This window comes from Chitinispirillales bacterium ANBcel5, assembly GCA_029688955.1.
GTDB lineage: Bacteria > Fibrobacterota > Chitinivibrionia > Chitinivibrionales > Chitinispirillaceae > Cellulosispirillum > Cellulosispirillum alkaliphilum.
Window position 1 is genome coordinate 92,447 of the sequence record JARUKZ010000012.1, and the last position, 22,403, is coordinate 114,849.

At 42.3% G+C, this 22,403-nt stretch carries 19 protein-coding genes; 3 read left to right on the top strand and 16 right to left on the bottom strand.

Annotated features, from left to right (window positions below):
- Positions 1–142 precede the first annotated feature (142 nt).
- Positions 143–583 carry a hypothetical protein gene (locus QA601_08690; protein ID MDG5815153.1) on the top strand — a complete coding sequence of 147 codons (441 nt, stop codon included), beginning with the start codon at positions 143–145 and terminating at the stop codon, positions 581–583.
- 60 nt (positions 584–643) lie between these two features.
- On the opposite strand, the gene QA601_08695 is transcribed toward QA601_08690, so the two are convergent.
- Positions 644–1,459: a CheR family methyltransferase gene (locus QA601_08695; protein MDG5815154.1), complete on the bottom strand. Its 816-nt coding sequence runs from the start codon at positions 1,457–1,459 to the stop codon at positions 644–646.
- Between the two features lie 110 nt (positions 1,460–1,569).
- Here QA601_08695 and QA601_08700 point away from each other — a divergent pair, with 110 nt between their 5' ends.
- Positions 1,570–2,319 carry a (S)-benzoin forming benzil reductase gene (locus tag QA601_08700; protein MDG5815155.1) on the top strand — a complete coding sequence of 250 codons (750 nt, stop codon included), beginning with the start codon at positions 1,570–1,572 and terminating at the stop codon, positions 2,317–2,319.
- Between the two features lie 117 nt (positions 2,320–2,436).
- Here the strand turns inward: QA601_08700 and tsaA are convergent, their stop codons facing one another.
- Positions 2,437–2,931, bottom strand: coding sequence for a tRNA (N6-threonylcarbamoyladenosine(37)-N6)-methyltransferase TrmO (gene tsaA / locus QA601_08705; GenBank protein MDG5815156.1), 495 nt, complete (start codon positions 2,929–2,931; stop codon positions 2,437–2,439).
- 208 nt (positions 2,932–3,139) lie between these two features.
- Here tsaA and QA601_08710 point away from each other — a divergent pair, with 208 nt between their 5' ends.
- Entirely contained in the window at positions 3,140–3,493 is a 354-nt protein-coding gene (locus QA601_08710; GenBank protein MDG5815157.1) for a hypothetical protein, read from the top strand.
- A 161-nt stretch (positions 3,494–3,654) separates the two neighbouring features.
- Here QA601_08710 and QA601_08715 read toward each other — a convergent pair whose 3' ends face one another.
- The 14 genes from QA601_08715 to cysK form a co-directional block, all read right to left on the bottom strand.
- Positions 3,655–5,118 carry an OmpA family protein gene (locus tag QA601_08715; GenBank protein ID MDG5815158.1) on the bottom strand — a complete coding sequence of 488 codons (1,464 nt, stop codon included), beginning with the start codon at positions 5,116–5,118 and terminating at the stop codon, positions 3,655–3,657.
- Positions 5,119–5,687: 569 nt separating this feature from the next.
- Positions 5,688–6,659 (bottom strand): AsnC family transcriptional regulator, encoded by a 972-nt coding sequence (locus QA601_08720; GenBank protein ID MDG5815159.1) that lies wholly within the window; start codon positions 6,657–6,659, stop codon positions 5,688–5,690.
- A 16-nt stretch (positions 6,660–6,675) separates the two neighbouring features.
- Positions 6,676–7,986, bottom strand: a complete 1,311-nt coding sequence (hemL, locus tag QA601_08725; GenBank protein ID MDG5815160.1) for a glutamate-1-semialdehyde 2,1-aminomutase — start codon at positions 7,984–7,986, stop codon at positions 6,676–6,678.
- Positions 7,979–9,082, bottom strand: a complete 1,104-nt coding sequence (locus QA601_08730) for a radical SAM protein (protein MDG5815161.1) — start codon at positions 9,080–9,082, stop codon at positions 7,979–7,981. The genes hemL and QA601_08730 overlap by 8 nt, the downstream gene beginning before the upstream one ends.
- 214 nt (positions 9,083–9,296) lie before the next feature.
- Positions 9,297–10,271 (bottom strand): porphobilinogen synthase, encoded by a 975-nt coding sequence (gene hemB, locus QA601_08735; protein MDG5815162.1) that lies wholly within the window; start codon positions 10,269–10,271, stop codon positions 9,297–9,299.
- A gap of 46 nt (positions 10,272–10,317) precedes the next feature.
- On the bottom strand, positions 10,318–11,508 hold the full coding sequence (ahbC, locus tag QA601_08740; protein MDG5815163.1) for a 12,18-didecarboxysiroheme deacetylase: 1,191 nt from the start codon (positions 11,506–11,508) through the stop codon (positions 10,318–10,320).
- Positions 11,505–13,043 carry a uroporphyrinogen-III C-methyltransferase gene (gene cobA / locus QA601_08745; protein ID MDG5815164.1) on the bottom strand — a complete coding sequence of 513 codons (1,539 nt, stop codon included), beginning with the start codon at positions 13,041–13,043 and terminating at the stop codon, positions 11,505–11,507. Before cobA ends, ahbC begins: the two co-directional genes overlap by 4 nt.
- Complete coding sequence (hemC, locus tag QA601_08750; protein ID MDG5815165.1) at positions 13,040–13,954, bottom strand: hydroxymethylbilane synthase; 915 nt, start codon at positions 13,952–13,954, stop codon at positions 13,040–13,042. Before hemC ends, cobA begins: the two co-directional genes overlap by 4 nt.
- Positions 13,955–14,611, bottom strand: a complete 657-nt coding sequence (locus tag QA601_08755) for a bifunctional precorrin-2 dehydrogenase/sirohydrochlorin ferrochelatase (protein ID MDG5815166.1) — start codon at positions 14,609–14,611, stop codon at positions 13,955–13,957. It lies immediately after the preceding gene.
- A 27-nt stretch (positions 14,612–14,638) separates the two neighbouring features.
- Entirely contained in the window at positions 14,639–15,877 is a 1,239-nt protein-coding gene (gene hemA, locus QA601_08760) for a glutamyl-tRNA reductase (GenBank protein ID MDG5815167.1), read from the bottom strand.
- Between the two features lie 307 nt (positions 15,878–16,184).
- Positions 16,185–18,173, bottom strand: coding sequence for an Ig-like domain-containing protein (locus QA601_08765; GenBank protein MDG5815168.1), 1,989 nt, complete (start codon positions 18,171–18,173; stop codon positions 16,185–16,187).
- A gap of 487 nt (positions 18,174–18,660) precedes the next feature.
- Positions 18,661–20,433: a GTP-binding protein gene (locus QA601_08770; protein MDG5815169.1), complete on the bottom strand. Its 1,773-nt coding sequence runs from the start codon at positions 20,431–20,433 to the stop codon at positions 18,661–18,663.
- 74 nt (positions 20,434–20,507) lie between these two features.
- Positions 20,508–21,389 carry a sulfate adenylyltransferase subunit 2 gene (gene cysD / locus QA601_08775; protein MDG5815170.1) on the bottom strand — a complete coding sequence of 294 codons (882 nt, stop codon included), beginning with the start codon at positions 21,387–21,389 and terminating at the stop codon, positions 20,508–20,510.
- 41 nt (positions 21,390–21,430) lie between these two features.
- The gene (cysK, locus tag QA601_08780) at positions 21,431–22,393 is read right to left on the bottom strand and encodes a cysteine synthase A (GenBank protein MDG5815171.1); all 963 of its coding nucleotides are present in this window, start codon (positions 22,391–22,393) and stop codon (positions 21,431–21,433) included.
- Positions 22,394–22,403: the final 10 nt, after the last annotated feature.

Consider the following 22,403-nt stretch of genomic DNA (forward strand, 5'->3'; position numbering starts at 1 on the left):
GTTTTTTTCACTCCAGGCCTTCAAACACCTGATTAGATGGTATAATCAGTGAGGTAACATTTTTTATTTGCCGATAAACAGACATTATAATTATACTATCTAAAGACTAGTTTAGACGTTTTGTTAAAGGAAGAATTTCATTATGATACACAGATTATTTCTTGTTGTAGTTTGCGCACTAACTCTTCTTTCACAGAAAGCCTTCGCAACGGGGGTCGGGGTTAGTTTCGGCCAGCCCCATGAAGTAGCACTTAGTTTAAAGAGTGCTAACAGTTCTAAATCGTACGCATTTGCAGCATCATGGAAAAATAACGGACTATACCTGCATGGGGATTACCTCTTGAGCACCTTTGTTCTTTCGAGAAACGTTCCTCTTTATGCCGGAATCGGAGCAAGGGCCAACATAAGTGACAACAATTCCAATCTGGGGATAAGGATACCTTTTGGTATGGCAGTATTTTTTTCCAAGCTTGAGATATTTTTTGAAATAGTACCAACACTTATGTTAGCCCCCGAAATGGATTTCATCACCGACCCATCCCAATCCTATGGAATAGGAGCAAGATACCATTTTAACTTTTAGCTGAGCGGCCGAGTATGCATATACCTCAGGGTGAAGGGTAACGGAGATAACTACCATTATCTACCCATTTGCAACTCTTCTGTTAATATTATGACTTCGCTCGTACAACGCCAGATTTTGTACCTTTTCCGGAACTCTTTCATGAGATCCAAGTATAAGATATCCCCCCGGGGTAAGTTTAGAGACTATTTTTGAACCAATTGTTATCTGAAGGTCCTCACTAAAGTAGGTAAAAACAAGATTTCTACACAAAATAAGGTGAAAATGACCTTCCGGAAGTTCTTTGCGCACATCCTGGTTCATGAACGTTACCCGCTTCTTTATCGTTTCTGAGAGGGTATACGTTTGCGGTTTTATCTCTTTTTGAAAGTAACTTGCTTTAAGCTCAGGTGGCAGCTCCTTAATCTCGCTTTGATAAAACTGTCCCTTTTTAGCCCTCTCAAGCTGCCCGCTATCACTATCTGTAGCGATTATCGCTGTATCTGCTCCATTGTTTTTTGGGCAGCAGGTATCTAAAAGCATTGCAACGGTATACGGTTCCTGACCAGCAGCACACCCCAGAGATAATACCCGCAGCGTTTGATTTAGCCGTAATGATGGCAAGACAAAGCGAGCGATATAATCAAAAGTGCCCTTATCCCTATAGAAACGGGTGATAAAGATTCTTAATGCCTGATCAACACTTTCCCACTCCTGGTGATTTTCTTCAAGATATTTTTGATATTCATTTAAACTCTTTAACCCCAAATACTGCGCTCTGCGCCGAAGTTTTTTACAGGGTCGTTTGCGAACCTTTCTAAAACCCTCGTACCGCATCTCAAGCTTTGGCAAACACCACTGAAGAAAAGATGTGCAATCAAGAGATACAGAACCCACCCTTTTCACTCCCACTATTTTATATTTTAATTTGGTATACCCATTGCACTTTTATATATCAAACTGTGAACCATTCTACTTTAATAATTACTTAGAGATAGCTAAAAACGATGAAAACCAACTATTATATAATAACCGGTATTTCAAGCGGAATAGGTGCCGCACTGGGTAAAGAAGTATTGAAAAACAACGGTGTGCTTTTTGGTATTTCAAGGCGAAATAACCCCGAGCTTATTGCTTTTAATTCAAAACGGTACAACTTTTTTGAGTTTAATCTAAAAGAGGTAAATAAGATTGAATCACTCATCCACTCAATCAAGGAATCGATATCACCAGAAAAATGTAGTTCGATTGTACTGATAAATAATGCCGGGATTGTTGAACCAATAGGACCGGTTTGGGAAAATGAGTCCGGTATGCTAAAAGATAATCTCACTATTAACCTGGTTGCTCCTGCCATGCTCTCAACCTGTTTTTTTAAAAGTTTCAATTTATGGCAGTGCCGTAAAATGATTGTGAATATCTCCTCAGGGGCCGGGTCTCATCCCTACCAGGGGTGGGCCGGTTACTGCACCAGTAAATCTGGTATCAATATGTTTACTAAATGCGTTGCCCTTGAACAAAACGATCAGCCCTACCCTACTGTTGTATGTGCCGTTTCACCCGGAGTAGTGGATACCCCAATGCAGAAGCAGGTACGATCAACTGATGCAATCAAGTTCCCCAGAAAATCACGATTTGTAGAGTTGAAAAAACATAACCTTCTGAGTAAACCAGAGGATGTAGCAAGAAAAATAACTCAAATAATTGAAGGGGGAAAAATACAAAACGGGGCTATCATAGATTTGAGGGAGATGTGATTGGGTAACAAACAGGCCATAGGTAACCTGGTTTTTACTTGTCTAACACTTGGTTGAATTTTCTTGCGGTGAGTAACATTTTTCACATTAGCATTGTTGTTAAAATAGCAAGTGATATCATTGAGTTTTATCGTCGTATTCCCTTTTTCCCCTTATCTCTGCAGTGGTTTCTTCTATGCTCTCAATCCAACCACTGTTAGCCTCATCGATACAGTCAAATCTTTTAACGTAAGGTTTAATATCTATAAGTGGCGTTCCGTCCAAAATATCTACCCCACTTATATGGAGAACAGATTCGCTACGCTTTTCCAATCTGACGATAGAAATACCCACTGGATTTGGTCTTCGTGGAGCTCTGGTCGAGAAAATACCATGTTCTACGTCCTCAAGAAACGGTTTTACCATTAAAACCGGAGATTGGGTTCTGTGAAGCCAGTAAAGCAAAATGATATGCGAGAACTGTTCAATGTCCTGCAACCCGTCTGTATATTCAGGAAAAAGTTCAATTTTCCCCTTACACTGTGAGCTAAACACTGGTTGGATAGGAGTTTTTTTCTGAATTGTATGTTCACTTCTAATGTGACTAATAATTTTAAATTCAACAGTTTTCATTTTAACCTTTCCCGGATAAACTCAACGTACAATGGAGCTAAAGTTTAAAATAACTCCAGCATTTCCTTTTTTCAATAGGTGTCAACGCCCCTCCCCTATAACAATTTGCATGGAAGTATTGAGGAATAGAAGTTGTTTTCTTTTCTCAATACATCTTTACCTGTTTTATAGTATGTGGTTAGTACACTTTTCAAAGTATTTTTTTTCCATGACCCCAATACCACTCACAGCGTTACCAGAAAGTTCCAGTGCGCTTCTTTTTAGTGGATATGATTTAACAAGTAAAACATGTGATCGTTATAACAGCGATATTTTTAAGACCTGGCTTCTACTAAAACCTTTTTACTGTATGCGCGGTGAAGAGGCAGCCAAACTATTCTATACCAATGAGTTTTTTGAGCGTAAAGATGTTATGCCCAAACGAGTTCAAAGGACACGTCTTGGGGAAAAGGGAGTTCAGAGCCTGATAATGATCCTCAAAGATGGCGCAAAAACATGTTTTATGCTGTGCTTCTGCACAGTCCCCTTTTACTTTCTGCTAAACATGAAGGTAAATCTATAAATACCTGGTAACTGGTTAGCTACAATGTATATGTTACGACTAAATCACAGTTTCATGATTCAAGATTGATAATTGTGTGATGTATTGCAGAAATTATTTAATAGCATAATCAAATAAGGGATTACAAAGTGGGGAAGGTAGTATGCTTCCCCACAAAACAATCAATTCCTTAGGCGTACCACCTCCACTCTTCTATTGAGCGCTCTTCCTGCTATAGTTTCATTGTCAGCTATAGGGTTATCGGGGCCTAACCCTACTGGTACCAAACGCTTCTGGTCTATTCCCAATGATACAAGATGGCGGGCAACGCTTTCAGAGCGTCTTTGAGAAAGATCCATATTTAAGTTTCTACTTCCAGTGTTGTCTGTATATCCACGTATTTCCATTCGTATATCTGAATGTTCTTTAAGTATTTGGGCTATTGATTTTAATGTGGCAAACGATCCGGAGGTGATTTTATCGGATCCTGTTTCAAAATTTACTGATCGCAGGGTAAGCACCTGATACTCTGTAAGAGCCTTTTGTTGCCGTTCTATTGAAATGGTGTCACGCACTGTTAGTGTATCCCAAATCCTGACGGTATCAACCTTCACTACGTTTTCTATGACTGTTTTTACAACTGTATCACGCAGTACTGTTTCGGGTTGTTGTATTGAACTCATCTGGTGTTGTCTTCCCTTGCGAGTAAAGCCCATAGTAAATGTCGCTCCGATTGTAGGGGTAGATGAAGTGCTATATACCATTTCACCCTTTTCCCAAACCGTTGAATGTTTGCGATCAGAGATACCAATATCCAATGACCCCCCTGCAGAAATTCCTTTTGCAGTCATTCCCTGCAGGCCAAAGGATAACACAAAACGATCATTGTTTAAGGAAGAGATCGACCACCCATCTTCAAGGTTAACAAGCCTGTATTCACCATCTATTTCGGTGAAAAGGGAAAGATTATCACGTAACAGATACTCGAAATTAAGTGTACCAACCAAACTTGATCGTTCTGTGTAACGGTAGTTATCTTCAGGAATTCCAACTGCCACAACTCCACCAACATTTCCATGTAGCCGAAATGGTAGAGAAAATGGTGTCATATCTAAAGTCCAGAGCAAATTGGGACTTAAAGCCATAGCATCGTTGGTAAAAGCATTTTGATTAGTTTCTTTGCTTGAAACGTATCGGGAGTGCCTTTGGTAATGCCCTGCATCAGATTTTCCCGTAGGAAAAATCACTTTGGCAACATAAGCTACCCTCCAAATGCTTTCATCACTAAAACCCGGATGTAAAATTTTTAAGGAAGCTACAAGATCACCAACACCAGTTTCTGCATCCTGTCCACTCCACAGGTCCTGATACATGGGAAGAGACAGACCAAAATCAAAGTGTGTATGGAGCCCATAGCCAAAGTAGATAGATTGCGATAAAAGGAATGCTCCCTCTTCACTACCTAACTTGTTTATATTGTTTGATGCCCAATCAGTCTTGAGAGAAACACCAGCATTGATTCCCCCCGCCCCCAGAGAATAAGCCGATACAGCACGCCCAATACCAAGCTGACCTTCACCGTTCATAACACTACCATGAACAAACGTTCCAAACACAAAAACCAAGGATAAAAGTAATCTATCCATCGCTCTCACGAGGACCTCCTTTTGGGTAAAGATGATGATTATACGGAACAGAAATGTTAGCTTATTACCGGATATAGTAAGCTAGCAAAAAGGACTCCATCTTTTACCTATGAGTATACACGTTCTATTCTAAATGTATACCCTACATCTCCACTAACTATTTTACTTTTGTAACTTTTTCCCTAATGCATTGTAAATATAAGAAATAGGTTTTTACTTAAGCGCTATAGTGATTTTATGCACAAAGGTAGCAATCAAGACATTTTATTGTGCACAACAGAGTACCTATTTGTAATCTTTTTCTAAAACAAGATTCTAATTCTCGAAAACATTCTTATTTACAACCAACCCGGTACTTTTCATTACCTTCAGGCCAGAACAATACTGAAGAATCTATTTAGTATCCATTTAACTTTTGTTCATAATTTCAGTGTACAAACAATAGCTGCGGGAAGATAGTTAACCCTTATTTTAATGAAGCAATGTACACTATGTTCTGGGGGGTAATTACCTGGGAATAGCTAATGATTATGTTTTTTTATTGGTATGAAATTATACTCAGGCACAAGTTAAAAGTACCTAACTCTGATTTTTTTAAATTCTCTAAGAGTTACCAACTCGTTATATCTGATACTTCCAAATTTTCTGTTTATCTTTGAAATAACATCACGACATTCATCCTCACGACTTCCATGAATCATCGTGTATACAGAGTATGGCCAGAGCTTGGATTTAAGGCGTTGATAACAGTGACTTACCTGAGGCAAAGAAGCAGCGAATGTACCCAGTGCTCCTATTTTGTCCTCAGCCGGGGCCCAGGCAACCATCACATTTGAGCTGAAACCGGCCTGAACCGGACGGAGTATTGCAGCAACCCTTCGAACCACTCCCGTTTCTGTATAAGTTTTTAGTTTTTCCACAATCTGCGGTTCGCTCATTTTTAGCTTTTGAGAAGCCGCAAGGAAGGGATGAGAAACAAGAGGTAAGTCTTTCTGAAGCTCCCGGACAAAAGCTCTGTCAATTTCAACAGAGGAAGCCCTGCTATTGGAAGCAGGAAGGATTGGCTCAGTAAAACGCTTTGATTTAAAGTCATCATTCATTTGAAGTCTGAAATCGATGGTAAAAGTACGAAGGGAAGGTAAATAGAGCCATTCACAGACTCCCGACTCTGAGGCCAGAAATGCGACCTGATCTCTAAGGTTATACTTTTGAGGAAGTGTGAGAGTAAACCAGATATTGAAGCAGCCATTTCTGAGATAGTTATGACTCACTCCCGGGTTTTGATTGAGACGTGCTGCGACGTTATCAATTGAACCGGACGCCACTTTAAAAGCAGCAAGTGTGCTTTGATATCCCAACTTTGTTGAATCAAAGATGGGGCTAATCTGACGAACTATCCCATCATTTTTAAGCTGTTGGATTCTTGATATGAGCTCCTGTTCCCGCATACCCAGCTTCTTTGCTATTTCAAGAAACGGGGTAACAGAAACAGGAAATTGGTGTTGTAGTAAATCAAGAATGGATCTGTCTATGGGTTGCATGCTTCTGCTTCCATCACTACTTTAACTGGCTTGAAGTGATCTCTTCAAGTACCATCCCAGCAGTCTTCACCGTAGTTTCAATATTTTCTGATGTATGTGCATATGAAACAAATGCCGCTTCAAATTGTGATGGAGCCATATAGATACCTCTTTTAAGCATTTCATTAAAGAATCGGCCATAGAGTTGTGTGTCACACGTAGTGGCATCCGTATAATTCTGTACAGTTGAATTTGATGTAAAAAATGCGGTCATCATTGAACCAACCCTGTTAAGAACAGAATCGATACCGTGATCACTGCACGCACGCTGAAGACCTTTTTCAAGCATAACAGCGTTTTTTTCTAGAGCGGTATAGAAATCGGGAATTGTATCAATCGCTCTGAGTGTCGCAATACCTGCGGCAGTGGCAAGTGGATTACCCGCAAGTGTTCCGGCCTGATATACCGGCCCGATTGGAGCAACCATATCCATAATATCTTTTCTTCCGCCATAGGCGCCAACAGGAAGCCCCCCACCAATCACCTTCCCAAAGGTTGTCAGATCGGGCCTGACACTGTAAAGTTCCTGAGCACCACCTTTTGCCACACGGAACCCGCTCATTACTTCATCAAAGATTAGAACAGCCCCATATTTGTGTGTAAGATCGCGTAATCCCTGAAGGAAATCATCTGCTGGTGGGATAACGCCCATGTTACCGGCAACAGGTTCTACTATAATAGCGGCGATTGAATCGGGGTATTTTTGTAACAATACTTCTACAGATTCTAAGTCATTATATTTTGCAACAAGCGTATCTGCTGCTGTGCCGGCGGTTACTCCCGGGCTGTTTGGTACTCCAAGAGTTGTTGCACCGGATCCCGCAGAAATGAGAAAACTATCACCATGCCCATGATAACATCCTTCAAATTTAATGACCCGGTCACGTTTTGTGAAGCCTCGGGCAAGCCTGAGCGCACTCATAGTAGCTTCGGTGCCGGAGTTTACAAGACGTACCAGCTCTACGGAAGGAACAAATGAGCAGATAAGCTCTGCCAGTTCACATTCGGCTTCTGTTGGTGCACCAAAGGAAGCGCCTTTTTGGGTCGCATCACAAATAGCGGTAGTAACGCTTTCATAGGAATGTCCCAGAATCATAGGTCCCCACGACCCCACATAATCCAGGTAACGATTTCCATCTAAATCGGTAACGTGGGCACCCTTTGCTGTTTGAATGAAAAGAGGTACCCCCCCAACACTTTTGAACGCTCTAACGGGTGAATTAACCCCACCGGGGATCTTCTTACATGCCCGGCTAAATTCCTGAAGACTTCTTTCAATGTTACTCACAGGCCTTCTCCTCTACGACTTTTGGTTCATAAATACAAAATGGCTCTTCAGAATAGTAATTTCCGGAAATAGCGAAGGCTCGTGCCCTGCAGCCACCACAGACTGTTCTGTACTTGCAAATACCACACCGGCCTTTGTAGTTAGCGATGTTTCTAATCTCTTTAAAAAATATCGACTCGTGCCAAATAGCTTTGAAATCCATGGCGGTATCTCTGAGATTGCCGGCAGATTTTTCGAGAAAGCCACACATCTGTACACTCCCAGTGTGTGAAATGAAAGCAAATCCGTGACCTCCAAGACACCCCCTGGTTACTGCGTCAAGTCCATGACTCTGATACGAAACGGTTCTCCCGGCCTCCCTTTCCCTTTGACGAAGTACCCTGTAATAATGAGGGGCACAGGTTGGTTTTATTGAAATGCCTTCAGAACCTCTTTTTTCATAAACCCAGTTTAAAACACGCTCATACTCCTGAGCAGAGAGTACAAAATCGGCAAGCTGTTTACCTCTGCCGGTTGGAACAAGAAGAAAGGGGTGAAAGGATACTGCACCAATCTGTTTGGCAAGCTCGAAAATTTCTGAAAGTTCACCGACATTGATCCTGGTTACAGTGGTATTGATCTGAAATTCAAGCTGTGCGGCTCTTGCAGCAGCAGCTCCGGCAAGCACCGATGTAAAGGCACCCTCAACACCCCTGAACTTATCGTGGGTCCTGGCTGTTGCACCATCAAGGCTCAATGATATACGCTGTATACCTGCCATTTTTAACTGTATACAGGTTAGAGGTGTTAAGAATGTGCCACAGGGAGCCATGACCATTTTAAGCCCCAGATCTGTTCCCAATTTTGCCAGATGATAAATATCAGGTCGAAGCATTGGTTCGCCACCGGTAAGGATGACAATGGGCTTTGCAAAGGAAGCTATATTTGTTAGTACTTGCTCACACTCCTCAGTACTGAACTCATCTTTATAGGGGCCGTTACCAGCTGAAGCCCTGCAATGACGACACTTAAGATTACAGGATCGGGTCACTTCCCAGGCAACAAGGCGAATCTGGTTTGTTTGGTGAGAATGTGGTGGTTTTTGACGTATACTCATAATACTATATTTCCCTAAGGGAATGTTCTTTATTCTTTGTCTTCACTTTCTCTTTATTGTAACTCAACCCTTTTTTGCCCCTATTAGTGCAGGAAGCGTAAAGAGATAGGAACACATCCGGTTTTGCTCGGTAACCACTCAGGAAGTGGCTCACAGTTACTGAGACAGAAAGGTCGTGCTATTCAGTAACACTTCCCGCGCAGACTTCTCCTATTCATCCATTGATAATTCTGGCCGCTTTCTGTGCCCAGTATGAAATGATAATATCGGCTCCTGCTCGTCTTATGCTGGTCAGTATCTCCATCATCGAACATTCCTCATCAAGCCAGCCCTTGGCAGCAGCGGCTTTAACCATCGAGTACTCTCCGCTTACATTGTAAGCCGCAACAGGTACCTCAAAGCGCTCCTTTATTCTGCGAACTATATCAAGATAGGCAAGTGCCGGTTTTACCATTAATATATCGGCTCCTTCATCAATATCCAGTGCAGCTTCCCTAAGTGCTTCAGCGCTGTTACCCATGTCCATTTGATAACTTTTTCGATCCCCAAAGGATGGTGTGGTACCTGCGGCATCTCTGAACGGACTGTAAAATGATGATGCGTATTTTGCAGCATAGGACAGTATCGGAAGATTTGAAAACCCGTTATCATCAAGTATTTCCCTTATCTGTTGGACTCTTCCATCCATCATATCACTTGGAGCAACCATATCACACCCGGCTTTTGCATGAGACAATGCCTGTCGTGCAAGAATTTCTACGGTGGTATCATTATGTACATCACCATCTATAACCGGTCCGCAATGACCATGATCAGTATATTCACAGTTGCACACATCTGTAATAACCAAAAGGTGCGGATATTTATCTTTCAGAGCCTTTATGGTTGTCTGTACTATACCATCGTCTTCACAGGCAGCTGTACCATGGTGATCTTTTCTTTCTGGAATACCAAACAAAAGCACCGATTTGATTCCAAGATCCATAGCTTCACCACAATCCTTTAAAAGCTCATCAATGGAAAGCCTGAAATAATCGGGCATCGAAGCAATAGGCTCCCGTATGCCATTTCCGTGTCTTACGAAATAAGGGAGCACAAAACTATCAACGGTAAGCCTTGTTTCTCTTACCATGGAACGTAATACACTGTTCTGTCTTAACCTGCGCATCCGTATATACGGATATCTCATTATAACCTCCGAAACTGTACATCAAAATCGAAAAAAACACCCAGAACTATTCTACTCTGTTTGCAATCTCATCTTCTGTTAAGAAACAAGCCGGATCCTCTGCCCACATATCTCCATAAAGCGCCTGTGCACGGGCTCTGAAATTTCCATTGCAGATGTCCTGCCATACACACCTCCCACACTTACCTTTAAGCAAAGCCTTTCGATCCCTCAGAGAACGTAGGAGGGGATTTGAAAAGTCGGTCCATAGTGTACTAAAAGAACGGTTCCTTACATTTCCAAGCGATAGTTGCCGCCAGAACTGATCAGGATACACCTCTCCATCCCAGCTAATACAGCCTATGCCATTTGCAGAACTGTTCCCACCATTCATTTTAAGCAGCTTTAGCACATCTGCTGCCCCTGGAGCTCCCTCCCGTTTCATGCGAAGATAAAGATAGATTCCATCAGCATGATTATCAACGGTCAGTACCTCTTTTTTAATCCCACGCTGATGGAGATCAGCGGTTCTGTCGATGATCAAATCAACCATACGCCTTGTTTGGTCATGTCCCAGATCTTCATCCATAATGTTTTGACCTCTGCCACTGTAAACCAAGTGATAAAAACATACCCTTGGAATGTTTTCCCGCTCAATAAGATCGAATATGCCAGGTATATCAGATGCATTATGCCTGTTTATTGTAAACCGTAACCCTACCTTGACTCCGGCATCAAGACAGTTTCTGATACCCTGTAACGCTTTTTGGAAGGAACCTTTTACGCCCCTGAACCTATCATTTACAGTTTCGAGCCCATCCAGGCTCACACCTACATAGGAAACTCCAATGGTTTTACACTGTTCCGCTATTTTTTTGGTGATGAGAGTACCGTTGGTGGAAAAAACAACTCTCATCCCAAATGCCCGAGCGCACTTTGCCAAATGGAAGATATCTTTTCGCATAAGTGGTTCCCCGCCAGAAAACAGAATAACCGGACAACCAAAATCAGCCAGATCTTTAATTATAACTTCAGCCTGAGCAGTCGAGAGCTCATCAGTATATTCGATATTTTTTGAGTGGGAGTAGCAGTGAATACAACGAAGATTACATCTACGGCCAACATTCCAAACAATCACCGGTTTTTTATCCTTAGAAAACTGCAGTAGTTGAGAGGGGAGTTTACCAGATTCCCTATTGTATCTCAGGGCATCGGAAGACTCAACGGTTCCACAGTAGAGCTTTGAAATCCCAATCATATTCTGAAATACTCCTTCATAGCACTAACCAGGCCTTTTATTGTGTGCTCAGTTGCTTCCAGTACAGGACATACACCAAACTCTTTCATTGTCGTAGAGGTCACAGGACCAATACTTGCCCCCCGCAATGTTTTAAGTATTTGATGTTCTGAAGAACCAAAAAGGTCTAAAAAATTTCTGAAAGTCGATGAGCTCGAAAAAGTAACAAGATCATAGTTATCGTCTCTTATTCTATCAAGAATAGCTTTATCATGTTTTTCAGGTGGAACCGTGCGGTAAGCAGGCACAACTGTAACCTCTGCACCCCAGTTTTTGAGTGTCAGGGGTAAAACATCCCTCGCGACCTCAGCTCTCGGTATCATCACCCGTTTTCCATTCCACCCTTCACAAGCTCTTTCAAGCTCATTTATGAGCCCCTCTGCAACAGCCTCTTTTGCCACAACGGTAGCTGCTATCGAGTATTTTTTTAAAGCATCGGCTGTAGCAGGGCCTATACAGGCAATTTTTACTCCACCGATGTGCCGTATGTCTTTGTATTGCTGAATTAACAGATCAAAGAATGAACGTACACCATTAGGACTGGTAAAGATAAGCCAGTCAAATGCAGCTATCATTTCGATAGCACATTCAAGCTCACTGCCGGCTCCATAAGGAACAATTCGGATTGTAGGGAGCTCTATGACGTTTGCTCCAAGCTCTTTAAGCTTAGATGTTAAAACAGAAGCCTGTTCCCTGGAGCGGGTATTAATGATTGTTCTGCCAAAAAGTGGTTTCTTTTCAAACCATGCAATCTGAGACCTAAGCTTAACCACATCCCCAATGACTATAACTGCGGGCGGTGTGATGCCTGCAGCAACTGCCTCTGAAGCTATAGTGTCGAGAGTAGCAGTAACAGTCTGCTGTTCAGAAGTTGTTCCCCAACGTATTACAGCAACCGGAGTTGAGCCTGGCCGTCCGTTTTTAATAAGCTTTTTAGCAATTGATTCGAGATTTCCCACTCCCATAAAAAAAACGAGTGTATCAACGCCACGGGAGAGATATTGCCAGTCAAAGCTTGATTGCGCTTTAAGAGGATCTTCATGCCCGGTAATCAGAGCAACCGATGAAGCCATCGTGCGATGGGTAACAGGTATACCTGCATACGTTGCAGCTGCTATGCCTGAAGTGATCCCGGGTATAATTTCAAACTCGCATCCAGCCTGTGCGAGGGCCTGACACTCCTCTCCACCACGGCCAAAAACAAACGGATCCCCACCCTTTAGCCTTACAACCAACTTTCCTTCAAGCGTTTTTCTGACCAGAAGCTCATTAATTTCGCTCTGTTTCATTGTATGGCTTCCAGCCTTTTTTCCCACATAGATTTTTTCTGCGTATTCAGGAGCATGCATTAGTAATTCCTGGGAAGCAAGATAGTCGTAAACGATAACATCTGCCTGACTCAGGGCTTTTATGCCTTTAACAGTAATGAGTTCAGGATCTCCCGGCCCGGCTCCAAGCAGAATAGCTTTGCCATTTGCGCCCCTGTTTGAATTCATTTCAGTTTTATCCCCCTCGATTCACACGCTTTGACCATCATTTGCGCAAGCTGCTTACCTGCTTCATCAGACTGACTGCAGGATGAATCATAGCTCATTCTCAACACTTTTCCGGTATTTGGATCCCCGATCATACCATCTATACGAATTTTACTATTTTCTGTCTTAGCCAAAGCAGCCACAGGCATTGCGCACCCTCCCCCAACCGTATGAAGAAACGTTCTCTCACATAAAGCCTCGACCATAGTGTGTTTATGATTGATAAGCTCCGCGACTTGCTTCGCTTCAGAATCATCCTCACGACATTCAACGGCCAGAATTCCCTGTCCTGCAGCCGGAAGACAGACCGACGCGGGAATCAGTGAAGTATTGTTAAGCTTTTTACCCAATCGTTCGATACCTGCCGCAGCCAGCACAATCGCATCATACTTACCTTCGTATAACTTTTTTAACCGGGTGTTAACATTACCGCGCAGATCGAGAAAGTTAAGATCTTTTCTAAACGCTTTTAGTTGTAACATTCTTCGTGGACTGCTTGTGCCTACAACTGCACCGGAGTGTATTGTTTCTAAATTGCTGTTGTCTTTTGTTATAAAAAGGTCATGAGGATTAGTACGGAGTGGAGTCGCGGCAATGATCAGTTTTTCATGCTCTTGAACCGGCATATCCTTAAGACTGTGGACCGCAAGATCAGCTTCCCCCGAAAGTAAGGCATTCTGAATTTCCTTTACGAAAACCCCGGTACCCCTGAAAGAAAAAAGTGGTCGGTCGGTAACCCGATCTCCGGTTGTCTTTAGCGTTATTACCTCAAATTCAAGATCAGCGTTTCTCTGTTGCATCATGCTAATTACCAGATTAGTCTGGGCCGAAGCAAGATCACTTCCACGGGTGGCGATTCTAAACTTTCTCATCTAAAGCATACCCTTCTCGTAGTGAGCGACCTTCTGTTCTACATCATACAAGATCTGAGAAGGATTATTTTTATAACCATCAATCTCGATCCGTTTAATGTAATCCCAAAATTCAGATCTGTATTCCCTTGGTAAGCGCCTGATACGCGGCCGTAATTGTTTAAGAGCTCTTACCAATACCACCTTTTCTTCAGTAATTACTTCGGCTATTTTGTCCCTTATCTGCCCGGCAAGCGTTGGGGCTGCTCCACCGGTGCTTACAGAGACTTGTATATCACCACGATTTAAAACAGCAGGGACAATGAATGAGCACCTTTGCGGTTCATCCACTACATTAACCAGGATATTTCTATCTGCACAGTCGTCATACACTTTTTGATTAACATTGGGATCACTGGTCGCAGCAATAACTAATGTTACTCGGTCCACATATGATGTATCATACGTACCTGGAATCCACTGTATCTTTTTGCTTTGATTAAGCATTTTCAATTCTGAAGTTACCTGAGGTGCTATAATGCGTATCTCTGCACCGGCACTGAGCAGAGATTCTGTCTTACGCTGGGCAACACTGCCACCTCCTACAACAAGGCACGGTTTCTGATGCAGATCAATGTAAACCGGAAAGTATCGATTTTTTTGATCACTATTTTTCATTATTCAGCTCAACCTACTCATGTAATTTTATTGCTGCCTTTTACTGTTTTCTTTTAATATGCTGGACGGTACGTAAAGTAATTTTTCCGTAAGTGTTTCTGCAAAACGAAATATCGATTGCCGTGAAGACTCAGGTATAGCTGAAAATTGATTCTTATAACGCTCAAGCTCTTTATCGCGAATGCTTTCAAAAGACTCCCGTAAGTGTATAATTGCAGGGACCACTTTTCGTGTGTTATACCAATCACAAAAACCTGAAACTTCTTGTTCAATAATATCCAAAGCCGATGCGATTTTTCCGGAACGGGAATTAATAGTATTCTGTATCACCTGTGATATTTCATCAATACCGAATAAATCGACATTTTTCAAAGCTCCACATTTTGGCTCAATATCTCTTGGAGCTGCGATGTCTATTAAAATGACAGGATAATGGTTTCGCTTAATCATTGCGGATTTCAGATCAGCTTGCTTAATAATTTGCTCCTGTGCCCCTGTGGAAGATATAACTATATCGCAATCAGCTAACACTGTATTGATTTCTGTAAGGGGGATTGCTTTTCCACCAAAATCGTCGGCCATTTTCTGAGCGTTTTTTACTGTTCTGTTTGCAAAGTAAATAGTACTAAGCCCGGAAGCATGAAGATGGCGCGCTGTAAGCCTGGCCATTTCCCCGGCTCCAATCACCATAGCAGTAGAAGTGTTTAGATGCGAGAGTCTGTTTTTGGCAAAATCGATAGCAACTGAAGCAACAGATAAACTTCCCTCATTTATTTCGGTTTCATTTCTAACCCTTTTCCCAACTCTCATGGCAGAATGAAAGAGTTTATTTAGCACAAGGCCTGCAGTTTCCTGTCTGCATGCATGACGATAAGCCTTTTTCACCTGATGAAGTATCTGCGACTCCCCGATTACCATCGAATCAAGACTTGAAACAACTTTAAACAGATGTTCAACAGCTTTTCGGCAATGGTAAAAATAGATGTGATCTTCAAATGTTGACAGTTTTACCTTATGGTAGGAAACCAAAAATTCCGTCAGGGTATCATACATTGCGATTATATTCGCCCCTGCCACATACAACTCGACTCTGTTACATGTTGAGAGGATCAAAGCCTCTTCAATACCCTCCATTGAGCGAAGATAATGAAGAGCACTTTCCAGTTCAGGCTCATTAATTAGCAGCCGCTCTCTGAGTTCACAATCACTGGTCCGGTGATTTATTCCAAGAACAGCAACATGTCTGATATTTTGGTATTTTTCCATATCTACTTAAAAAATATATGATTGCAATTAACAGTAATTACGTATTAGTTTATAAGCTGTTTAATACTTAGTGAAATACATTATGCTGAGCTGCAGAGAATATTTTTTGCGGGTGATTTTTGAAGCATTAAAGATAGAGAAGATATACTAAAACATGGGAGCGAAAAGCCCTATTTTCTTGCCCTGAATTAATTTAGAGTGCCGTTTGAAGACCATTACTCTCCTATAGTGGTTATTTGTTTTTGTAATACTCCCCAATCATAAGTAGCTAAGAGCAGGAAAAGCTGCTCTTAGCTATTTCTGAAATTTAATGGGTTATTCTTACTTTTCTGTTCATTATCTCATGCCTGTTATTTTTTACCCGCAGTATATAGGTTCCATTAACCCCCAATTCCTTTAAAGGAATCTGACTGGAACTGGAATAGGCCTGGGAAAACACCTGCGCTCCCCTTAAGTTGAATACCTTTACGTTAATCGTTTCTCCTTCGGGGACGGTTAGAGCTAGTGAATTTCTATTTAACTTCGCCCCGGGCTGTAGAAACGCAGAGGGAGTTCTTGCCGATGTTGCTGCACCGATCGTAACTTCAACCTCCTCAGAGAGCGAAAGATTTCCTACATTATCAGTAGCTACAGCAGAGAGCTTATACTCTCCCTCTTCTACATCATCCCAACGAAATGAGAAGGGCGCTTGCTCCAGTACTGCAATCACCTCATGATTGCTAAGTATTTCCACTGCAGATATATAAGCCTTTGGATCAGCTACAGCATCAACATCAATTTCCAAAGCTATTGGTGCACCACCATTATTTATCTCTTTATATGAGAAGCCAACCTCAGGCCGTGTGATTTCCTGATTTTTTACCGCTACAGTGATCTCCTCTGAAACCCCTTTTACCCCCGTGTTATCAGTGGCAACTGCGGTTATGGTATAAACACCTTCATCCATTTCTGTCCAGGTAAAGTTGTATGGAGGAGCTGTAAACTCACTGATCTTTTTGTCATTGGCATAGATCTCGACTGCACTGATCTCATTTTCCGAACCCATATCATCTATGTCCAACTGAACAGATGTGGTATGGGTATGCTCTGCTTCATAGTCAGACGGTGTGATGGCAATTAGTGGTGAACTAAACCATCGATTGTTTTCTAAGACGGTTATAGTGATAGGATCAGAAAAAGCTGTTGCCCCCTGATCATCGGTTGCACGTGCCACAACCCGATATACTCCAGCACTAATATCACTCCATACGACCCGAAAATAGCCAAATGTGCCACCTTCTCTTTCTCCGATTTTTCTAAATCCAGCAAAGAATTCTACCTTTTCGACCGTTCCATCCGGATCTGTTGCATGAGCCAGAAGCGCAACAGAAGATCCTTCAAGCACCTCTCTGTTTTCCTCTGAAGGAAGAACTATCGATACCACTGGTGGTTCATTTGTAATTGGTTCAAAATCTCCAAGGTTTTGGTGCTCAAGCCTTGACCACTCCGTGGGCCTGTTGTGCAAAGCACCATTTCTGGAGTCAAAAATCATCTCAATTGCATCGGAATTGTAAAACAAGGTGGCGTCAAACCAGGCAGTTACATACTTTTTGAACTTTCCACCACTACCAGTCTGCTCAAAATGACCGGCACCTGCAAGTTCTCCGTACAACCCGATCTCATTATCGCCAAAGGTATTCCAGCTTCTTGACCTGACAGATCTTGGATTTGCGAGGTTATCGTTGGCACCAACCATTAAAAACATAGGAACCGTTATGTCAGCTGTGGAGTAGAAATAGGGAAAGGTAAATGTAGCAGGCGCTAAAGGGGCAATGCTTGTTATGCGCTCTTCCAATTTAGCTGCATTAATAGTACCAGCTCCCCCCTGAGAGTGACCTGTAGCACCGATGGCCTCAGGGTTTAATCGCTGATAGTAATCACTGCCTGTACTCTGATTTTCCCGCAGCAACCATCTCACACCATCTGCCATCTCCTGCCCCGATCCTGTTGAGCTGCTTCTGGATGCAACGACGACAAACCCATGGGTTGCCAGGTGTTCCAGAAACCTGGCATAGGTTGCAACAGATGCTCCTGTTCCATTTCCCCAGGTGATAATCGGGTGCACCATCCCATTTGCCCCAAGATTTCTTGGCCGAAAAACATCATACGCTCCGCGAGGACCTACATTTCGGACCCTTTGAGCTCTATGGGGACCACTTTGATCATATCTCGAAAACGCACTTGTCTGTGCATGTAGGGTAACAGAACCAACAAATAACAAAACAATAGCAACAAAACGAAAAAAGCGATTATTCATTACTCCTCCAGAGTCAAAGATAGGGTTAACAACCATTTTTTTTTGCAAGTATACCTGTGCTTTGCAAAAGACTATAAAAGGTTAAAGATCCTGTCGACAGATCACATCAAAGGCGCAATGGTAAATATAAGCCAAAAGTCCCCAACCCGATCATAAATCTTTGCTCATGATTACACCAAATCAACCCCTTGCCCTTTTTTTTCAACCACTTACAAGGCTTTTAACAACACTTTTCTTTTTATCACTCATCGTTTTTGATTACACCTTTACCGCTAACGCATGGCACCCCTTCAGTCTTACCCTATTTTGATGTGAAAGAAAAATCGCCCCAAGATAAAACAAAACAGCGGGCTATAGTGATAACCCGCTGTCACAATCTCCAGCTAATCTAGTACTGACCGGAAAAAGCAGTTTAGGGTGAAGTGGATTTGCTATGCTATAGAAACAATCCACTTAGGCGCACCCTGAACTCTTCACCCTTGTTTTCCTAAATCACATAATCCTCAATTATCTCCTGCTTTATGAGTTTATTAAGTATCGAATCTGTCACCTGGGATTCCCGGGTAGATTTTTCTGCAACAGTGTCCTCCTCTTTAAGAGGAACGTGTAAAAACTCATGAGGAGCGGTTAACTTAGCCATTACCTCCAAGTCGTAGAAGTCGGCATCGGGCAGGGCAGTTATAAAAATCGTACCCACATCGGTCAGAATGCGGGCCAGCTCACCAAGGCGTCTAATCTGCTCCTCCCTCTGTTCATGCTCCTCATTAACATCTGAATCCAGGCCATCGACAAGGCTTGATGGCCCAAGGTAATAAGCAGCTCTGCGGGAATCGACAAGCCTGCGTTCAAGAAGCTTGGCCACTGGCCCAGCCATTTCAGAGCCGGTAATAACGACAAATTTGGATTTGTGGCCAAAAAGTTTAGTTCTGTCCTGCTCTGTTACCAGTCCTTTGTCCCAATGAATTTCACGCCTTCTTACATGATCCTTAAGTGCAGATTCGTTGTCCTCCAATGCTGAAGTTATAATCCCTCCGCCAGCTATATCATAATTATCGACAATTACAAAGCGCCCCAGAGACTCAATATCATTTATCAGATCAAACGCTATAGGTCGCGTGGTTTCAAATACGCACTCTGCAACATCATGACGGTCAATCTGCTGTTTGCCTTTTATAGAGCTCAGGTCGGTAGCGTCGATTCCTGACAACACCTCCACAAGCCTCACATTTACCCTGGCTGAGGCGACTTTGAGCTTATATTTTCTGTTCAAAACCATGGGATTTCTGCCCATCCAGAATATGTTTGCTTTGAATCTGGTGCCAACAAAGGGCTGCTTTTCGTTATCCCGGCACATTACCTCTCCGCGAGGCAAATACAGTTCGTCGCTCAATGTAAAGCCAGCAGCATACCCGTAGGATATTTCTGTCTTTTTTGGCACATTGAATTCTTCAATAGAAACGACAGATGACTTCTTTCCGGAGGGCCTGAAAACCACCGAATCTCCCACGGAAACTTTTCCGGTTTCGATTGCCCCGGCAACAATTCTTCTGTCATCACCCGATTCGGTAAATTTATAGACATCCTGTACAGGCATCCTGAAAGGCTTCTCTATCGTCTCCTCCTGTTTCCTGAAAGAGTCGATATGCTCAAGAACAGTTAACTCATTATACCAGGGAGCTTTTGATGAAACAGATGCAATGTTGTCTCCATCGCGAGCACTAACCGGAACAAACGCAATTGGCTTAACCCCCAATTGTTCTAAGAACCTACTATACTCTTTAACTATTTTCCAGTAAACATCTTCACTATGGTCCACGAGATCCATTTTATTTACAAGTACAACCAACTGTTTTATCCCAAGCATGGAGATAAGATACCCGTGTCTTTTTGAGTTTTCTTTTATCCCCTCATGTGCATCAATTACAAGCAGAGCAGCTTCAGCTCTTGCTGCCCCACTGACCATATTTTTGAGAAACTCCACGTGCCCCGGAGCATCAATAATTATATAGTCTCGTTTTTTCGTTTTAAAGAAGCAACGTGCAGTATCGATAGTAATGCCCTGTGCCTGCTCATCTTTAAGTGCATCAAGCAAGAATGCATACTCAAACGGGCGTGCATTTCTCTCACATGTTGCCTTGACCTGGTCAAGTTTCCCTTTTGGGAGTGAGTTGGTATCTGCAAGCAATCTTCCTATTACGGTGCTTTTTCCATGATCGACATGTCCTACTACCACAATGTTCATCTGTTCGCGTGTATTCATCAGGCTTATATCCCTTTAATTATTCATTTTAATGCAACCACTACTAGTTTTCAGGTAATTGTTAGTAGCATTTTTTACATGTACCCATCTCTACGAAGTGTTTCAAGCCCTCCGCCATCTTCCTTATCCTGTTCGCGTCCGGAACGCTCTGCTATGTTGGAAAACTTTCCGGATCTAAGCTCTTCAATGATTTCCTTAACAGTACGGGCTTCACTTTTTACCGGTGCGGTACAGGGACCACAACCAAGTGAACGATAACGAGTTCCATTACCCTGGTTAAAGTAAAGCGAAACTGTAGGAATATTTTCCCTCTCAATGTACTCCCAAATATTTAATTCTGTCCAATCAAGAAGAGGGTGGATACGCAGATGAGTCCCGGGTGCGAAGTCAGTTTTAAACTGATTCCAAAGCTCAGGTGGTTGGTCAGCGACATCCCACTCATTTTCTCTGTCCCGTGGAGAAAAATACCTTTCTTTGGAGCGACTCCCCTCTTCATCTGCCCGAACCCCGGCAATAACACCAGTGTAAGGCTCCTTATTGGTGTCCTCTTCGTATTCACCTGTTGAATGATTCATTCTGTATCGGGTCCAGTCACCGGCAAGAGTGTGTTTTAATGCTTCTGTTTTAAGCGCCTTGCAGCAAGCGATTCTGCTTGTTGTTCCCAGGGGATAGGTTTGCTTGTTCTTTAACGCCTCTGTATTTTGTCCATAAACCATGTTCAATTTAAATTTTCTCGCCAAATTATCCCTGTACTCTATCATTTCAGGAATTTTGTAGCTTGTATCTATATGTACAAGGGGAAAAGGAACGTGGCCAAAGAAAGCCTTTCTGGCAAGCCATAGTAAAACTGTGCTGTCTTTTCCAACAGACCACAGCATACAAAGATTTTTGAATTCTTTATAGGCTTCCCGAAAGATATAAACGCTTTTAGCTTCAAGTTTTTCAAGGTGATCCATACATCTTCTCCTCCTTAGTAGTTATATCAATCCTATTTTTTTCAAACCGTATAGTACTGCGCTGTACTAAGATATCTCTCACCGGTGTCGGGAAAAAGAGTTACCACATTTTTTCCTTTTCCAATCCTTTTAGCGACTTCTAAAGCAGCTAAAAGATTTGCGCCTGAAGACATCCCAACAAATAGTGCTTCTTTTTGTGCAATTTCTCTTGTCATTCTAAAAGTCTCATCATCCTTTACCGTTATTACCTCATCGATAACACTCAGATCAAGTATTTGGGGTATAAACCCTGATCCAATCCCCTGAATTTTATGGGGACCAGGTTTTTTACCACTTATAACAGCACAGCTTTCGGGCTCAACTGCAACGATTTTAATCTCTGGATTGATTTTTTTTAGCACTCTGCCAACACCAGTGATTGTACCGCCTGTTCCAACCCCACTCACAAACGCATCAATTTTGCCATCAAGGGCACTTACAATTTCCTGTGAAGTATATTTTTCGTGCACTGCAGGATTTGCAGGGTTCTGGAACTGATGCATAATTACTGAATTTTTTATCTTTTTTGAAAGCTCCTTTGCTTTCTCTATTGCCCCAACCATTCCTTTATGCGCTGGTGTTAATACTACCTCAGCACCATACGATTTGAGAATATTAATTCTCTCTAAACTCATCGATTCTGGCATAGTGATAATGCAACGATATTCTTTTGATGCACAAATGAATGAAAGTGCTATACCTGTATTCCCAGAACTTGCTTCAATGACAGTAGAACCTTTTTGAAGCTTTCCCTGCTGCTCTGCGCTTTCAACCATGGATAATGCAATACGATCTTTAATACTGCCACCAGGGTTAAAAAATTCAAGTTTTACATGAATATCAGCAATAGAAGACCCGGTGATTTTTTTTAGTTTGTAAAAAGGGGTGTCACCAATTAAATGAAAAACCTCATCCTTTTTACCATCACGTGTTTCACTCGCTGCTTTCTCTATCGGTTTAACCATCTGTTACCAT

What these genes read in the sequence shown, in the direction of transcription:
- cysD (MDG5815170.1), bottom strand. Translation starts at nt 21,389, where the DNA reads ATGGATCACCTTGAAAAACTTGAAGCTAAAAGCGTTTATATCTTTCGG.
- tsaA (MDG5815156.1), bottom strand. Translation starts at nt 2,931, where the DNA reads ATGAAAACTGTTGAATTTAAAATTATTAGTCACATTAGAAGTGAACAT.
- hemB (MDG5815162.1), bottom strand. Translation starts at nt 10,271, where the DNA reads ATGAGATATCCGTATATACGGATGCGCAGGTTAAGACAGAACAGTGTA.
- QA601_08690 (MDG5815153.1), top strand. Translation starts at nt 143, where the DNA reads ATGATACACAGATTATTTCTTGTTGTAGTTTGCGCACTAACTCTTCTT.
- QA601_08700 (MDG5815155.1), top strand. Translation starts at nt 1,570, where the DNA reads ATGAAAACCAACTATTATATAATAACCGGTATTTCAAGCGGAATAGGT.
- QA601_08755 (MDG5815166.1), bottom strand. Translation starts at nt 14,611, where the DNA reads ATGAAAAATAGTGATCAAAAAAATCGATACTTTCCGGTTTACATTGAT.
- QA601_08765 (MDG5815168.1), bottom strand. Translation starts at nt 18,173, where the DNA reads ATGAATAATCGCTTTTTTCGTTTTGTTGCTATTGTTTTGTTATTTGTT.
- QA601_08730 (MDG5815161.1), bottom strand. Translation starts at nt 9,082, where the DNA reads ATGAGTATACGTCAAAAACCACCACATTCTCACCAAACAAACCAGATT.
- ahbC (MDG5815163.1), bottom strand. Translation starts at nt 11,508, where the DNA reads ATGATTGGGATTTCAAAGCTCTACTGTGGAACCGTTGAGTCTTCCGAT.
- QA601_08720 (MDG5815159.1), bottom strand. Translation starts at nt 6,659, where the DNA reads ATGCAACCCATAGACAGATCCATTCTTGATTTACTACAACACCAATTT.
- cobA (MDG5815164.1), bottom strand. Translation starts at nt 13,043, where the DNA reads ATGAATTCAAACAGGGGCGCAAATGGCAAAGCTATTCTGCTTGGAGCC.
- hemC (MDG5815165.1), bottom strand. Translation starts at nt 13,954, where the DNA reads ATGAGAAAGTTTAGAATCGCCACCCGTGGAAGTGATCTTGCTTCGGCC.
- hemA (MDG5815167.1), bottom strand. Translation starts at nt 15,877, where the DNA reads ATGGAAAAATACCAAAATATCAGACATGTTGCTGTTCTTGGAATAAAT.
- QA601_08770 (MDG5815169.1), bottom strand. Translation starts at nt 20,433, where the DNA reads ATGAATACACGCGAACAGATGAACATTGTGGTAGTAGGACATGTCGAT.
- cysK (MDG5815171.1), bottom strand. Translation starts at nt 22,393, where the DNA reads ATGGTTAAACCGATAGAGAAAGCAGCGAGTGAAACACGTGATGGTAAA.
- QA601_08710 (MDG5815157.1), top strand. Translation starts at nt 3,140, where the DNA reads ATGACCCCAATACCACTCACAGCGTTACCAGAAAGTTCCAGTGCGCTT.
- QA601_08715 (MDG5815158.1), bottom strand. Translation starts at nt 5,118, where the DNA reads ATGGATAGATTACTTTTATCCTTGGTTTTTGTGTTTGGAACGTTTGTT.